Raw genomic sequence first — 14551 nt, forward strand, 5'->3', positions numbered from 1 at the left:
GTCGTGATACTGTGGTTTCACCGACGCGGGGTGGAGCAGCTCGGTAGCTCGCTGGGCTCATAACCCAGAGGTCGCAGGTTCAAATCCTGTCCCCGCTACTGAAGACGAAGGCCCGGATCCAATGGGATCCGGGCCTTCGTCATGTCCGGAGTGGACACGCGGTAGCTGAGACGGGTGAGTTGGGGCAGGAGCGTGTTTGACTTGACTCTCTATGGGCATGTCGACAAAACGCTGTAGTGACCTCACTGGCTGCGACATACCAGGTGTACGCGGGTAGCAGGTGATGCGACGATGGGATTTATGGGGGACAGGTCAACTCTGCTGGAGACAGGGCGGTTTGCGAGGACGGATGCCGAGCCGGGTACGGGAGCCGGTGACCCGGCTCCCGTTGTCAACGCGCAGACCGCGCTGACCGATGCGGATTTCGCGGAGGAAATGTTCGCCGAGACCGACGCGGCGAGCGACGCCGAGCTCGAGGCCCGGCACCGGGTGGCCGCCGACAAGGGCGACCCCGGCGCCATGAGCGTGCTCGGCGCGCTGCTGCTGCGCCGCGGCGACCTGGACGGAGCCGAGCCGTACCTGCGCGGCGCCACGGGGGAAGGGGACCGCGCCGCCGCCAACAACCTGGGCGTACTGCTGCACCAGCGGGGCTACCCCGAGGAGGCGGCCGGCTGGTGGCGGGTGGCCGCCGTGGCCGGATCCGCGCCGGCCGCCCACGCGCTGGGCCGCCACTTCCGCGAGCGCGGGGACGAGCCCGCCGCCGAGTACTGGCTGCGCCAGGCGGCGGAATCCGGCCACGCGCTGGGGGCTTACGGCCTGGCCGACCTCCTCGAGCACCGCGGCGACAAGGGCGTGGAGCGGTGGTTCCGCGCCGCGGCGGAGCAGGGGCACCGCGAAGCCGCCTACCGGCTGGCCCGCCACCTGCGCAAGGGCGACCCCGCCGAGGCCGAGCAGTGGTACCGGCAGGCCGCCGCGCGCGGGCACCGGCGTGCCGCGCTGCACCTGGGCGCGCTGCTGGAGGCGCGCGGCGAGCTCAAGGAGGCCGGGCGCTGGTACCTGACCTCCGCCAAGCAGGGCGAGGCCCGGGCGGCCTGCGCGCTGGGCTTCCTGCTGCGCGACGCCGGGGACGAGGACAGCGCCGCCGCGTGGTGGCACCGCGCCGCCCGGGACGGCGACGGCAACGCCGCCAACGCGCTCGGCGCGCTGCACGCCGCCCGTGGCGAGACCCAGACCGCGGAGCGCTGGTACCGCTCCGCCATGGACGCGGGCGACCAGAACGGGGCGTACAACCTTGCTTTGCTGTGCGTCGCACAGGACCGGACCGCGCAGGCCGAGCAGTGGTACCGGCGCGCGGCCTACGCCGGCCACCGCGAGGCGGCCAACGCGCTCGCCATCCTGCTGCTCCAGGGCGGCGACGCGGAGGGCGCGGAGCCGTGGTTCTCGAAGGCGGCCGAGGCGGGCAGCGTGGACGCCGCCTTCAACCTCGGGATCCTGTTCGCCAGCCGCGACGAGGACCGCACGGCGCTGAAGTGGTACGAGCGCGCCGCGTCGGCGGGTCACACCGACGCCGCGCTCCAGGTCGGCATCGCCCTGGTGCGCGACGGCGAGGAGCGGGCCGCCGAGCGCCACCTGCGGTGCGCGGCGGGCGGTGGCAGCGCGGAGGCGGCCTTCCGGCTGGCCGCGCTGCTGGAGTCGCTGGGCCCGCCCCCGGAGCCGGTGGCGCTGGGCGAGCCGGTGGGCAGCGCCCCGCGGACCGAGAGCGAGGAGTGGTACGAGCGGGCCGCCGAGCTGGGGCACCGCCGGGCCCAGGTGCGCGTCGGCATGCTCGCCGCGGCGCGGGGCGACCTGGCGGCCGCCGCGCGCTGGTACCGGGAGGCGGCCGAGGCCGGATCCCGCAACGGCGCGTTCAACCTCGGGCTGCTGCTGGCCCGGGAGGGGAGCGAGCCGGAAGCCGCCCTGTGGTGGACCCGCGCGGCGGTGGCGGGCCACGGCCGTGCGGCCCTGCGGCTGGGCCTGCTGGCGGCGCGGCACGGGGACCTGGCCGAGGGGCAGAAGTGGTGCGTCCGGGCCATGGAGCTGGGTCCGGCGGAGGTCTCGGAGCGTGCGGCGCGGCTGCGCGACGCCCTCGCCGAGGAGCTCTCGGCCTGATCCCGGGCCGGGGGCTGCGGCGGCGCCGGTTAACCGATTTGCATCTGCCGTGTCGCCTCACGTAAAGTCGTGTTTACCGACGCGGGGTGGAGCAGCTCGGTAGCTCGCTGGGCTCATAACCCAGAGGTCGCAGGTTCAAATCCTGTCCCCGCTACTGAAGGACTCAGGGCCCGGATCCAATGGATCCGGGCCCTGAGTCGTTTTCACACGTGAAGCGCGGTAGGGAAAGAGGAGGGCCCGGACCCCAGGGGATCCGGGCCCTCCTCGTGTCCGGGATCAGGCGCCGGCGCAGTTCGGGCAGACGCCGCGGTACGTCACCTCGACCGCCGACACCACGAAGCCGAAGCGCTCCGTGTCCGGCAGGTCGGCCAGCGGGTTGCCCGCCGGATGGACGTCGCGGATCGCGCCGCACTGGGCGCACACCAGGTGCTGGTGGGGCCGGTGGGCGTTGGGGTCGTAGCGCTTGGCGCGGCGGTCCGTGGAGACCTCCAGCACCTCGCCGAGCGTCACGAGCTCACCGAGCGTGTTGTAGACGGTCGCCCGGGAGATCTCCGGCAGCTTGGCCACGGCGCGCGCGTGCACCTCGTCGGCCGTCAGGTGAACGTGGTCACCGTCGAGCACCTCGGCCACGACGCGCCGCTGTGCGGTCATGCGCCATCCGCGTCCGCGAAGTCGTTCCAGCAGGTCACTCATAGCCGCAAGCCTAACAGTGTGGGGATTCGGTGTAACTCCCGAATCGATGCGGACTTGGACTTCTATTCAAATTGGATGATGTCCATTGTAGGATCGCGTACGGCGTACGCGCGGTCCGACGTTCGACGGACCGAAGGACGTGGCTTCGGCAAGCGGCTCGACGCAGCGGTCCAGGCCCTCCGCGGCTGACACGGCCGCTTGCCGCGGCAAGGCGACGGGCCGGAACCCCAAGGTTCCGGCCCGTCGTCCGCTATGCCGCGACGGTGCGCCGCGCGGGCACCCAGCAGCGGATGACGTCGCGCACGGAGACGATGCCCACCGGCCCGCCGTGCTCCAGCACGATCAGATGACGGAAACCGCCGTTGGCCATGGCCTCGGCCGCCTCCTGCACCGTGGCCTCCGGGGTGCAGAACACCACGTTGTTGGTGGTGTGCGCGCCCACGGTCTCGCGGTCGGGATCGTGGCCCGCGCCGATGGAGTTGAGGATGTCGCGCTCGGTCAGGATGCCGATTCCGCTGTTGTCGGGGTCGAGTACGACGGCTGCGCCGACGCGCCGCCCCGACATCAGGCAGGCCGCCTGGCGCAGGGTGTGCGCGGGTCCGAGGGTGAGGATCACGGAGCTCATTGCGTCACGGACGAGCATGAAGAGAGCCACCTCCTGGGTGAGTCCCTCCGCTTGGGTGTGGTGCGCCCGCGGGATCCTCGAGAAAGGATTCACAAGCGCACAAGCGGAGGATTCTCAGATTCCCACGGACACGCACCCTCAACAAGGGGGCCCGCAAAGGGACATGCCCGGGAACCTGCTCAGCCGCGCGGGCGCAGCAGCTCCAGCATCTCCTCGTGGAGCAGTCCGTTCGAGGCGGCCGCGTTCCCGCCGTGCACCCCGTCCACCCCGTCCAGGCTGGTGAAGCGGCCGCCGGCCTCCTGGACCACGACCGCGATGGCCGCCATGTCCCACAGGTTCAGCTCCGGCTCGGCGCACAGGTCCAGCGAGCCCTCCGCGACCATCATGTACGGCCAGAAGTCGCCGTAGCCGCGGGTGCGCCAGCAGGCGCGGGTCAGATCGAGGAACCCGGGCAGGCGGCCCTGCTCCTCCCAGCCGCTCAGCGAGGAGTAGGCGAACGAGGCGTCACCCAGCCCGCCCACCTTCGAGACGCCGATCGGCGCGGGCGCGCCGAGCGCACCGCCCGCGAACGCGCCGCCGCCCCGCACCGCCCACCACCGCCGGCCCAGAGCGGGCGCGGACACCACGCCCACCACGGGCCGGAAGACGCCGTCCTCGCCCTCCGCCATCAGGGAGATCAGGGTCGCCCAGACCGGGACCCCGCGCACGTAGTTCTTCGTGCCGTCGATCGGGTCGACGACCCAGCGCCGCGGCCCGTCACCCTCGAGGCCGTACTCCTCGCCGAGGATCGCGTCGTCGGGCCGCGCGGCCGCGATGCCCGCGCGGATGATCTCCTCGGCGGCCCGGTCTGCCTCGCTCACCGGGGTCATGTCCGGCTTCGTCTCGACCTCAAGGTCGAGGGCGCGGAAACGCTCCATCGTCGCGGCGTCCGCGGCGTCGGCGAGTTCGAGGGCAAGGCGCAGGTCATCGTCATACTCGGACATGGCCGAACAGTATCGCGGCCGGTGGCGCGGCCGGGACGCGCCCTTGACAGGATCTGTCGCCCCGTCAACTCTGGCCGGGAAGCCCAGCGGGAACGGCCCAGTGGGAGGCGACGATGCCGGCAGCCCGGGAAACCTTGCTGGAGGCGGCGGGAGCGGCGCTCTCGGCGCGCCCCTGGCCGTCCGTGCGGATGGTCGACGTGGCGGCGGCCGCCGGCGTCTCCCGGCAGACCCTGTACAACGAGTTCGGCGGCAAGGGGGGCCTGGGCCGCGCGCTGATCCGCCGCGAGAGCGAGTGGTACCTCGACGGGGTCGAGCGGGCCCTGTCCACCCCCGCCCCGACCTCCCAGCGGCTCGCCGCGGTCGCGGAGTGGACCGTGCGCGCGGCCCGCACCCATCCCCTCGTACGGGCCCTGCTCACCGGCTTCTGGGAGCCCGGCCTGCCCGCTGCGGGCCGCGCGCCCGGGCCCGGCGAGCTGGCCCGGGCCGTTCGGGACCGGGCGGCCGCCGCGCTCATGCCCGCGCAGGACGCGCAGCGGTGCGAGCTCGCCGTACGGCTCGCGCTGTCCTACGTGGTGGCCCCGGGGGAGGAGCCGGGGGCGGGGGAACTGCTCCGGCTGCTCAGTGCGCAGAACCGGACAGCTGCAGCCCGATGACCCCGAGGATGACCAGGCTGATCGAGACGAGCTTGAGGGTGGAGACCAGGTCGCCGAGGAAGACCATGCCGTAGATCGCCGTCCCGGCGGCGCCGATCCCGGTCCACACCGCGTACGCCGGACCCACGTCCAGCTTCTTGAGGGCCAGGGTGAGCAGGCCGAAGCTGCCGAGCGCGAAACAGGCGAAGGCGACGGTCGGCCAGAGCCGGGTGAACCCGTGCGACAGCTTGAGGCAGACGGCGAAGCCGGTCTCCAGGATTCCCGCAACCACGACGAGCAGCCACGCCATGTCGAATGCCTCCCCGCGTCACGTGATTTCTCGCCACTTGGTGCGATTATGCATGTGTCCAGACACGATCTTCGGCAAACCCTGACGGTTCGTCAGTCTCCCTCGCGCCGCTCCCGCGCCTCCAGCAGCCGCCGCAGCGAATACAGCCGCGCCGGATCCGCGTGGCCGTCCTCCACCCACTTGTCGAGCGCGCAGTCCGGCTCGTCGTGGCTGCACGCCCGCGGGCACCCCTCGGTGCCGGGCACCAGGTCCGGGAAGGCCAGGATCACCCGGGACGGGTCCACGTGGTGCAGGCCGAAGGAGCGCACGCCCGGGGTGTCGATCACCCAGCCGTCACCGCCCGGCAGCGGCAGCGCGAGCGCCGAGGTCGTGGTGTGCCGGCCGCGGCCGGTGACCGCGTTCACGTGCCCGGTGGCGCGCTGGCGGCCCTCGGCGACCAGCGAGTTGACCAGGGTGGTCTTGCCGACGCCCGAATGGCCGACGAAGGCCGTGATCCGGCCGTTCAGCCGTTCGCGCACCCGGTCGGCCGCGTCGCCCGTCGCGAGCTCCTCGCGGTTGGTCACCACGTAGTTCACGCCGAGCGTCGAGTAGATCTCCAGGATCTTGTCGGCGGAGGTGAGATCGGACTTGGTGAGGACCAGCAGCGGTTCCAGGCCGGCGTCGTACGCCGCCACCAGGCAGCGGTCGATCATCCTGGGCCGCGGCTCCGGGTCGGCGAGGGCCGTCACGATGGCCAGCTGGTCGGCGTTGGCGACGACCACCCGCTCGAAGGGGTCGTCGTCGTCGGCGGTGCGCCGCAGGACGGACTTGCGCTCCTCGATCCGTACGATCCGGGCGAGGGTGTCCTTCCTGCCGGACAGGTCACCGACGATCCAGACCCGGTCCCCGACCACGGCCGCCTTGCGGCCCAGCTCCCTGGACTTCATGGCGGTGATCGAGCGGTCCCCGACCAGGCAGGTCAGCCGCCCGCGGTCGACGGTGAGGACGAAGCCCTCGGAGGCGTCCTCGTGCTTGGGCCGGATGCTCGTCCGCGGCCGGTTGCCCTTGGGGTTGGGCCGCTGGCGGATGTCGTCCTCGTCGGTGTGCTTGCCGTACCTGCGCATGACGCGGCCCTACGCTCCCGCTCCCGCTGCGGAATCCCCTGCGAGCATGTCCGCCCACATCTGCGCGAAGTCCGGCAGGGTCTTCGCGGTCGTCGCCACGTTCTCGATCATCACGCCCTCCACCGCCAGGCCGATCACCGCGCCCGCGGTGGCCATCCGGTGGTCGTCGTAGGTGTGGAAGGTGCCGCCGTGCAGCGGGCGCGGCCGGATGCGCAGGCCGTCCCGCGTCTCGGTGACGTCGCCGCCGAGCGCGTTGATCTCCTTGGTCAGCGCGGCCAGCCGGTCCGTCTCGTGCAGGCGCAGGTGCTGGACGCCGCGCAGGACCGACTCCGAGTCGGCCAGGGCCGCCACCGCCGCGATGCCGGGGGTGAGCTCGCCGACCTCGCCCAGGTCCACGTCGATGCCGTGGATCTTGCCCGTGCCGGTGAAGACCAGGCCCGCGTCGGTCAGCTCGCAGGAGCCGCCCATCTCCGTGAAGATCCGGCGAAGCGCGTCACCGGGCTGCGTGGTGCGGCGCGGCCAGTCGGGGATGGTGACCGTACCGCCCGTGATCAGCGCCGCGGCCAGGAAGGGCTGGGCATTGGACAGGTCCGGCTCCACCACCAGGTCGCGGCCGAGCACCGCGCCGGGCGCCACCCGCCACACGTTCTTCTCGCCGCCCGCCTCGGGGGTGTCCACCTGGGCGCCGGCCGCGCGCAGCATCTCCACCGTCATCCGGATGTGCGGCATCGACGGCAGGTTGGTGCCCACGTGCCGCACCTCGACGCCCTGGTTGAAACGCGGGGCGGAGAGCAGCAGCGCGGAGACGAACTGGGAGGAGTTGGTGGCGTCGATCTCGACGACGCCGCCCTCCAGCGCCCCGCCGCCCTGCACGGTCAGCGGCAGTGCGCCGCGGCCGTCGTCGTCGATCCGGGCGCCGAGGGTGCGCAGGGCGTCGATGACCTGGCCCAGCGGGCGCTCGTAGGAGCGCGGGTCGCCGTCGAAGCGGATGTCGCCGTCGGCGAGGGTGGCGACGGGCGGCAGGAAGCGCATGACCGTGCCCGCGTTGCCGACGTCGACGGTGGCCGGGCCGTGCAGGGCGGCCGGGATGATCCGCCAGGCCTCGCCGCTCGCGGCGGCGCCCGCCGAGCTGGAGGAGACGGTCTCCTCGATGCCCACGCCCATCGCGCGCAGGGCGTCCGCCATCAGCCGGGAGTCGCGAGAACGCAGCGGGCGGCGCACCCAGCCCGGCTCGGCGGCGAGCGCGGCGAGCACGAGGGCACGGTTGGTGACCGACTTGGAACCCGGCACGGTGACGGTGGCGTGGACGGCAGCGTCGGCGATCGGGGCGGGCCAGAGGGCGGGGAGCGCGGGGGTCTCGGTCATGGCCCCCACTTTAGTGGCTCCGCCCGACCCCGGATCTTGATCGCTGGGGCGTCTCAGAGGGCGAGAAGCCAACGGCCGCCGCCCACCAGCGAGCACAGCGCGACGACGTGGAAGAGGAGCAGCCACACCACCGGGTGCACGTGGGTGAGCCGGCCGAGCTGGTCGGCGTCCGAATCCGGCGCTCCGCCGTGCCGGCGCTTGGCTCCGAGCTCGAAGACCGGCCGGACGCCGCCGAGCAGCAGGAACCACACCACGGCGTACGCGAAGACGGCCTGCACCTCGGCCGGAGCCAGCCAGGACACCAGCACGAAGGTCCCCCCGGTCACCAGCACGGTCAGCGCCCCGTAGGCGTTGCGGATCATCACCAGCATCGCCACCAGCAGGGCGGTGGCCGCCCACAGGAGCAGCGTGATCCGGTGCGCGGACAGCAGCGCCGCCCCGCCGAGCCCCAGCAGCGAGGGCGCGGTGTAGCCGGCGGCGGCGGTCAGGATCATGCCCAGCCCGGTCGGCTTGCCCCGGCTGACCGTGACCCCGCTGGTGTCGGAGTGCAGCCGTATCCCGTCGAGCCGCCGCCCGGTCAGCAGCGCCAGCAGGCCGTGGCCGCCCTCGTGCGCGATGGTCACCGCGTTGCGCGACAGCCGCCACAGCGGGCGCGGGCCCACCGCGGCCAGGGCGACCACGCCGGTCGCGATCACCAGCCACAGGTCGGGCGCGGTCTGTATACCCGTGAGCCGGTCCCACAGGCCGGCCGTGCTGCTGCTGTCCATGAAGGGGCGGACTCCTCGCGGTGGGGTTCGGTGGGCACCTCCCAGCGGTGGCCGGGGGGCGACATGGCAGTGTGGCAGGCATGTGCGGACGGTTTGCAGCGAGTCGTGGGCCCGAGGACCTGGTGGAGGCCTTCGGCATCGAGAAATGGGAGCCCGAGGAGACCCTGGCCCCCGACTTCAACGTGGCGCCGACCAAGCAGGTCCACGTCGTCCTCGACCGCCCCCTCAAAGACGCGTCCGACCCCCGTCCGGTTCGCCAGCTGCGCACCCTGAAATGGGGTCTCGTGCCCTCCTGGGCCCAGAACCCCGACGGCGCCGCCCGGATGATCAACGCCCGGTCGGAGACCCTCGCCGAGAAGCCCTCCTTCCGCCGCCCCTTCGCGCAGCGCCGCTGCATCGTCCCCGCCGACGGCTACTACGAGTGGGTCACCGCCCACGACGAGCGGGAGCTGGAGGTGGAGGGGAAGAAGAAGCGGGCCCGCAAGCAGCCCTACTTCGTGCTCCCCGCCGACGGCTCCGTCTTCGCCATGGCCGGCATATACGAGTTCTGGCGCGACCGGACCCTGCCCGACGCGCACCCGCTCGCCTGGTGGGTCACCTGCTCGGTGATCACCGCCGAGGCCGAGACCGGGCCGCTGGCCGTGGCTCCCGCCGAGGGCCCGCGCTCCCTGTCCGAGATCCACCCCCGGATGCCGCTCATGCTGACCCCCGACCGCTGGGACGCCTGGCTGGACCCCGCGAACACCGACACCGAGGGTTCGCTGCGCGCGCTGCTGTCGCCGCCGCCGGGCGGCCTCATGCGGGCCTACCCGGTGTCCACCGCCGTGAGCAACGTACGCAACAACGCGCCGGAGCTGCTGGCCGAACTGGCCGCGCCGGAAGAGGGCACCCTCTTCTGACCCGGGCAGGATGGGGCCCATGAGCACCCCTGCGCAGAGCGTCGAGACCCCGGCGGGCGAGGCCCGCATCACCTGGCACACCGCCCGCGCGGCCCGGCTCGTGCTCGCCGTGAGCCACGGGGCCGGCGGCGGGATCGAGGCCCGGGACCTCCAGGCGCTGGCCGCCGCCCTGCCCGCCCGCGGGATCACCGTGGCCCTGGTGGAACAGCCCTGGCGGGTCGCCGGGAAGAAGGTCGCCGCCGCGCCCAAGGTGCTCGACGCGGGGTGGCGCGGACTGTGGCCGGCCCTCGCGGAGCCCGGCCTGCCCGTGGTCGCCGGCGGCCGCAGCGCCGGGGCCCGGGTCGCCTGCCGGACCGCGGCCGAACTGGGCGCCGCCGGGGTGCTGGCGCTGGCCTTCCCGCTGCACCCGCCGGGCCGGCCGGAGAAGTCCAGGGCCGAGGAGCTGCTCGGCGCCGGACGGCCCGCGCTGGTGGTCCAGGGCGGCCGCGATCCCTTCGGGCGCCCGGAGGAGTTCCCGCCGGGAGGCACGTACACGCTGGTGGAGGTCCCCCACGGCGACCACGGCTTCGCCGTGCCCAAGAAGGCGGACGTCACCCAGGAGGCCGCCCTCGGCCTGATCACCGGGACAGTGGCCGAATGGCTCACCGCGCTCGAGGTCTGATCGAGACCCGATGGACGCCCGGGTGATCCGGATCACCCCTCCCGTGCCCGCCCGGCGACCGGGCCGAAAGCCGCTCCCGCCCCGGGGAATGCGGGGCCCGCACCGTCTGTTGTGCCGGGTGTCGGTACGTACAGGGACTTGTCGGAGGAGAGGGAGCGCATGACCCAGCTCATCAGTCAGAACCGTCGGCAGGCCACTGACCTGGACTGGACGGTTCTCCCCAGCCCCAAGCGCAGCACGCTTCGGGCGGCGGGGGGCCGGGATGGTCGACTATTCTCCGATTCGAGCGGCTCCGCTCTCGAAGCCGCCACGCAGTCGGAGGAGGTGGGTCCTGTCGCTGGGACCGACGAAGGCCACGCGGAGGAGACGACCCCGGAGCGCAACGCGCGCTTCGAGCGGGACGCCCTCGGCTACCTCGACCAGATGTACTCGGCCGCGCTGCGCATGACGCGCAACCCGGCCGACGCCGAGGACCTGGTCCAGGAGACGTACGCGAAGGCGTACGCGTCCTTCCACCAGTTCCGCGAGGGCACCAACCTGAAGGCGTGGCTGTACCGCATCCTGACCAACACCTTCATCAACTCCTACCGCAAGAAGCAGCGCGAACCCCAGCGCAGCGCCGCGGAGGAGATCGAGGACTGGCAGCTGGCGCGCGCCGAGTCGCACATGTCGACCGGGCTGCGCTCGGCCGAGTCGCAGGCGCTCGACCACCTGCCCGATTCGGATGTGAAGGAGGCGCTCCAGGCCATTCCGGAGGAGTTCCGCATCGCGGTCTACCTTGCCGACGTAGAGGGCTTTGCGTACAAGGAGATCGCCGACATCATGGGTACACCCATCGGTACGGTCATGTCGCGACTGCACCGTGGCCGCCGTCAACTCCGCGGAATGCTGGAGGACTATGCCCGTGAACGCGGGCTGGTTCCCGCGGGCGCGGGAGAGTCGAACGACCGGAAAGGCTCGGGCTCATGAGTTGCGGAGAGCCGCACGAGACGGAGTGCTCTGAGGTCCTGGACCACCTTTACGAGTTCCTCGACCGGGAGATGCCCGACAGCGACTGCACGAAGTTCGAGACGCACTTCGGCGAGTGCAGCCCCTGTCTGGAGAAGTACGGCCTGGAGCAGGCCGTGAAGAAGCTGGTGAAGCGCTGCTGCGGGTCGGACGACGTGCCGAGCGACCTGCGGTCCAAGGTGATGGGGCGGATCGAGCTGATCCGGTCGGGACAGGCCGTGCCCGAGCACGACGTCACCGCCGACGTGGCCGCGGACAACCCGGCCGCCGGCTGATCACCCATCCGCCGGCCGTCCGGTCGGCCGGGTGACACAACCCGCGCTCCCGGAACAGCACTTCGTTCACCCGAAGGTGCTAATCCGGGGGCGTCCGTATGGCCCGATGTGAAAATGTGGCCCGCTACTCCAGGGGCCCCACTTATTCTCCCCATCCGGTGCTGGTTTGATTCGGTACCTGGATTCCTGGCACGGCACCGGGGAGGGAGAGCGCCATGCGGGTACTTCCGCCGGCGGCGCGCGCGTACATCCTGTGCGCCGTCCTCGCCGCCCTGGCCTGTGCCGCACCCGCCCTCACCGATTCCGGTACGCCCTGGGCCGCGGTCGCCCTGCTCGCCGTGCTCTACCTCGGCTGCGAGCTCGTGAAGGTCTGCCCGCTGCTGGGCGGCAAGGTGCCCGAGGGCATCGGCTCCTTCTTCCCCGTGGTGCTCGCCGCCGTCCTCCTCCTGCCGCCCGAAGCCGCCGCCCTCGTGGCGCTGCCGGGCGGGCTCGCGGGGACCGTGGTCCAGCGGCCCGCGTGGGTGCGCCGGGTGTGGCACGGAGCGCAGCAGGCGCTGGCCGCGTGGGCCGCAGGGCAAACGTTCCGGCTGCTGCGCGGCCCGGCCGCGCTCGGCTCCCCGGCCGAATCCGGGCCCGCCGGTCCGGCGGGCCCGCCCGTCTGGGTGGCCGACTTCCCCTACGCACTGCTCCCCGCGGCGGCCGCGGCCGTCGTCTTCTGCCTGGTGCTCACCGCACTCGACGGGGGCATCCTGGCCGCCGCGGAGCGCCGCCCGGCCGCCACCGCCTGGCGCGGACTGCTCACCCGCTCCCTCGCCCCCCACTGCGTGCACGGCCTCGCCGGACTGATGATGGCCGTCATGTGGCGCAGCCCCTACGGGCTCCCGGCCGCGCTCCTCGTCCTGCTGCCGATGTACATCTCCTGCTGGGTCTTCGCCCAGTACCACCGCGAACGCGCGGCCCACCAGGCCACCATCCGCGCCCTCGTCCAGGCCGTCGACATCAAGGACCGCTACACGCGGGGCCACAGCGAGCGCGTCGGCCAGGCCTCCGCGATGATCGCCCGCGAGCTGGGCATGTCCGAGGACCGCCTCGAGGTCGTCCGCATCGCCGGGATCCTGCACGACGTGGGCAAGCTCGGCGTCCCGACCCGGCTGCTGCGCAAGGACGGGCCGCTCACCCCGCAGGAGCGCAGGATCATCGAACTGCACCCCGAGTACGGGCACGAGATGGTGCGCGGCATCGGCTTCGTCGGGGAGGCCCGGTCCGCGATCCTGCACCACCACGAGCGGGTCGACGGCGCCGGATACCCGTACGGGCTGGCCGGCGAGCAGATCCCGGTGCTGGCCCGCGTGGTGGCGGTGGCCGACGCCTTCGACGCGATGACCTCGACCCGGTCCTACAGCCGGGCCCGGCCGGTGCCGGTCGCCCTGGCGGAGCTGGAGCGGTGCGCGGGGGCGCAGTTCGACCCGGCCATGGTGGAGGCCCTGACCGGGGCCATCGGACGGCACGGCTGGCACCCGGTGGTCACCTCCGACGCCGACCTCCAGGTGATCAGCGGGCCGGATCCCGCCGGGGGCGGGCCGGGGCTGCCCGCCCTCGCCGGCCTGCCGGCCCAGGGCCCCCGGCCGGCCGGCCACGCCGACGCCGCCGGCGCGGGCCCCGGCGAACGGCCGCGCCCCGCGGGCTCCGCCGAGGCCCCGGCCGGCCCCGAGGCCGCCGACGCGCCCTCCCGCCGCCGGCGGGAGGGCGGGGCGTGAGGGGCGCGGCCGGGTGGACCGTGAGGGGCGCGGCCGGTGCGCTCACCGCCGCCGCCCTCGGCCACACCCTGTGGAACGGCCTCGTCGACCCCGGGACCGCCCTGGCCTTCGGCATCCTGATCACCATCGGCGAGCTCGCCCGCCGCGACCCGCGAGCCGAGCCGGGACCCGCCGACCGACGCCCCGCGCCCCTCGCCTCCGCCGGAGCCCTGGCCTACGCCCTCCTCGGGCAGAACGCCGGGCAGCCCACCCGGCACGGGGTCCTGCAGATCGTCGTCGTGGTCGTCGCGGCCGCCCTCGCCGGGATCGTCCCGCACATCGCCCGGGGCCACGTCCCCATCGTGGACCACGTGGCCCGGCGGGTCCTGACCGTCGCCTTCGCCGCCGTCTGTTTCCAGCCGCTCCACCACTCGGGCCGGCTGGAGGAGCGGCTCGGCCAGGGCCCGTACCTCGTGCTGTTCCTGCTCTGCCTGCTCGTCCTGACCGCGCTGTGCGAGGCCGTGCTCGCGGCCGTACTCGCCCGGGCCCGCACCGGCTGGCCGTACGGGCCCCTGCTGCGCGACGAGCTGCGGGCCCAGCTCGGCATCGGCTCGGCGATCTGCGCGACCGGCGTGGTGATGGCCCTCGGCGTCGCCGGGGCCGGGTTGTGGGCCCTGCCCGTCTTCAGCGTGCCCCTGCTGCTGACCCAGATGTCCTTCCACCGGATCACCGCGATCCGCACCACATACCGCCAGACCATCACCTCCCTGGCCCGGGCCACGGAGATCGCCGGCTACACCCCGCCCGGCCACGCCCGCCGGGTCGCCGCCCTGAGCTGCGCCGTCGGCCGGGAGCTGGGGCTGTCGGAGCGGGAGCTCACGGTCCTGGAGTACGCGGCCCTGATGCACGACATCGGGCAGCTCTCCCTGGTCGACCCCGTTCCGGACGGGGCCACCGCGGTCCTGCCCGCCGCCGAGGCCCGCCGGATCGCGGAGCTCGGCGGGGAGGTGGCCCGCCGGACCGGGGTGCCCTCCGAGGTGGCCGTGGTCGTGGAGCGGCAGGCCGAGCCGTACCGGGAGCAGCCCGTCGCCGCGCGCATCGTGCGGGCGGTGAACGCGTACGACGACCTGGTGGGCGGGGACCGTCACCCGGGCGGCTCACTGGCGGCCCTGGAAGAGCTCCGCCTGGGCACCGGGCACGACTACCAGCCGGAGGTCGTGGAGTGCCTGGCGAGGGTTCTGGCCAGCGGCGGACGTGACAGAGTTGTTCCCGTCCCACCTGGGTAACCCATGGGTAATGAGCGGCCGTCCGAGTGGGCATGGTTGGATGCCAGTAAGAGTGAGAGT

Annotated in this window: 15 protein-coding genes and 2 tRNA genes; 10 read left to right on the forward strand and 7 right to left on the reverse strand. The window is 73.3% G+C overall.

Features of this window, described 5'->3' with window-relative positions; all coding sequences use genetic code 11:
* Positions 1-24: 24 nt before the first annotated feature.
* The 3 genes from BGK67_RS23030 to BGK67_RS23040 all read left to right on the forward strand — a co-directional run bounded on the left by BGK67_RS23030 (position 25) and on the right by BGK67_RS23040 (position 2302).
* Positions 25-98: transfer RNA gene (locus tag BGK67_RS23030), tRNA-Met, on the forward strand.
* Between the two features lie 193 nt (positions 99-291).
* Positions 292-2148 carry a tetratricopeptide repeat protein gene (locus BGK67_RS23035; protein WP_069921859.1) on the forward strand — a complete coding sequence of 619 codons (1857 nt, stop codon included), beginning with the start codon at positions 292-294 and terminating at the stop codon, positions 2146-2148.
* 80 nt (positions 2149-2228) lie between these two features.
* A tRNA-Met gene (locus BGK67_RS23040) sits at positions 2229-2302 on the forward strand.
* Positions 2303-2424: 122 nt separating this feature from the next.
* Here BGK67_RS23040 and BGK67_RS23045 read toward each other — a convergent pair.
* The 3 genes from BGK67_RS23045 to hisN all read right to left on the reverse strand — a co-directional run bounded on the left by BGK67_RS23045 (position 2425) and on the right by hisN (position 4449).
* Positions 2425-2841 carry a Fur family transcriptional regulator gene (locus BGK67_RS23045; protein ID WP_069921860.1) on the reverse strand — a complete coding sequence of 139 codons (417 nt, stop codon included), beginning with the start codon at positions 2839-2841 and terminating at the stop codon, positions 2425-2427.
* Between the two features lie 250 nt (positions 2842-3091).
* Positions 3092-3484 carry a CBS domain-containing protein gene (locus BGK67_RS23050; protein WP_069921861.1) on the reverse strand — a complete coding sequence of 131 codons (393 nt, stop codon included), beginning with the start codon at positions 3482-3484 and terminating at the stop codon, positions 3092-3094.
* Positions 3485-3645: 161 nt separating this feature from the next.
* Complete coding sequence (hisN, locus tag BGK67_RS23055) at positions 3646-4449, reverse strand: histidinol-phosphatase (RefSeq protein ID WP_069921862.1); 804 nt, start codon at positions 4447-4449, stop codon at positions 3646-3648.
* Between the two features lie 113 nt (positions 4450-4562).
* On the opposite strand from hisN, the gene BGK67_RS23060 reads away from it, so the two are divergent.
* A complete protein-coding gene (locus BGK67_RS23060) occupies positions 4563-5102 on the forward strand; it encodes a TetR/AcrR family transcriptional regulator (RefSeq protein WP_069921863.1) in 540 nt (179 codons plus the stop codon).
* On the opposite strand, the gene BGK67_RS23065 is transcribed toward BGK67_RS23060, so the two are convergent.
* The 4 genes from BGK67_RS23065 to BGK67_RS23080 all read right to left on the reverse strand — a co-directional run bounded on the left by BGK67_RS23065 (position 5068) and on the right by BGK67_RS23080 (position 8626).
* A complete protein-coding gene (locus tag BGK67_RS23065) occupies positions 5068-5391 on the reverse strand; it encodes a DMT family transporter (RefSeq protein ID WP_069921864.1) in 324 nt (107 codons plus the stop codon). The genes BGK67_RS23060 and BGK67_RS23065 overlap by 35 nt on opposite strands.
* 92 nt (positions 5392-5483) lie before the next feature.
* Positions 5484-6494, reverse strand: a complete 1011-nt coding sequence (gene rsgA, locus BGK67_RS23070; RefSeq protein WP_069921865.1) for a ribosome small subunit-dependent GTPase A — start codon at positions 6492-6494, stop codon at positions 5484-5486.
* Between the two features lie 9 nt (positions 6495-6503).
* A complete protein-coding gene (gene aroA / locus BGK67_RS23075) occupies positions 6504-7859 on the reverse strand; it encodes a 3-phosphoshikimate 1-carboxyvinyltransferase (RefSeq protein WP_069921866.1) in 1356 nt (451 codons plus the stop codon).
* A gap of 53 nt (positions 7860-7912) precedes the next feature.
* Positions 7913-8626, reverse strand: a complete 714-nt coding sequence (locus BGK67_RS23080; protein ID WP_069921867.1) for a M50 family metallopeptidase — start codon at positions 8624-8626, stop codon at positions 7913-7915.
* 80 nt (positions 8627-8706) lie between these two features.
* Here BGK67_RS23080 and BGK67_RS23085 point away from each other — a divergent pair, with 80 nt between their 5' ends.
* The 6 genes from BGK67_RS23085 to BGK67_RS23110 all read left to right on the forward strand — a co-directional run bounded on the left by BGK67_RS23085 (position 8707) and on the right by BGK67_RS23110 (position 14491).
* Positions 8707-9525: an SOS response-associated peptidase gene (locus BGK67_RS23085; protein ID WP_069921868.1), complete on the forward strand. Its 819-nt coding sequence runs from the start codon at positions 8707-8709 to the stop codon at positions 9523-9525.
* A gap of 19 nt (positions 9526-9544) precedes the next feature.
* Positions 9545-10186 carry an alpha/beta hydrolase family protein gene (locus BGK67_RS23090; protein ID WP_107488843.1) on the forward strand — a complete coding sequence of 214 codons (642 nt, stop codon included), beginning with the start codon at positions 9545-9547 and terminating at the stop codon, positions 10184-10186.
* Between the two features lie 324 nt (positions 10187-10510).
* The gene (locus BGK67_RS23095) at positions 10511-11155 is read left to right on the forward strand and encodes a sigma-70 family RNA polymerase sigma factor (protein ID WP_030709911.1); all 645 of its coding nucleotides are present in this window, start codon (positions 10511-10513) and stop codon (positions 11153-11155) included.
* Positions 11152-11469, forward strand: coding sequence for a mycothiol system anti-sigma-R factor (gene rsrA, locus BGK67_RS23100; RefSeq protein WP_069921870.1), 318 nt, complete (start codon positions 11152-11154; stop codon positions 11467-11469). Before BGK67_RS23095 ends, rsrA begins: the two co-directional genes overlap by 4 nt.
* Positions 11470-11684: 215 nt before the next feature.
* Positions 11685-13226 (forward strand): HD-GYP domain-containing protein, encoded by a 1542-nt coding sequence (locus BGK67_RS23105; protein WP_069921871.1) that lies wholly within the window; start codon positions 11685-11687, stop codon positions 13224-13226.
* Complete coding sequence (locus BGK67_RS23110) at positions 13223-14491, forward strand: HD-GYP domain-containing protein (protein ID WP_069921872.1); 1269 nt, start codon at positions 13223-13225, stop codon at positions 14489-14491. Before BGK67_RS23105 ends, BGK67_RS23110 begins: the two co-directional genes overlap by 4 nt.
* Positions 14492-14551 lie beyond the last annotated feature (60 nt).

The organism is Streptomyces subrutilus, from assembly GCF_001746425.1.
Lineage (GTDB): Bacteria > Actinomycetota > Actinomycetes > Streptomycetales > Streptomycetaceae > Streptomyces > Streptomyces subrutilus_A.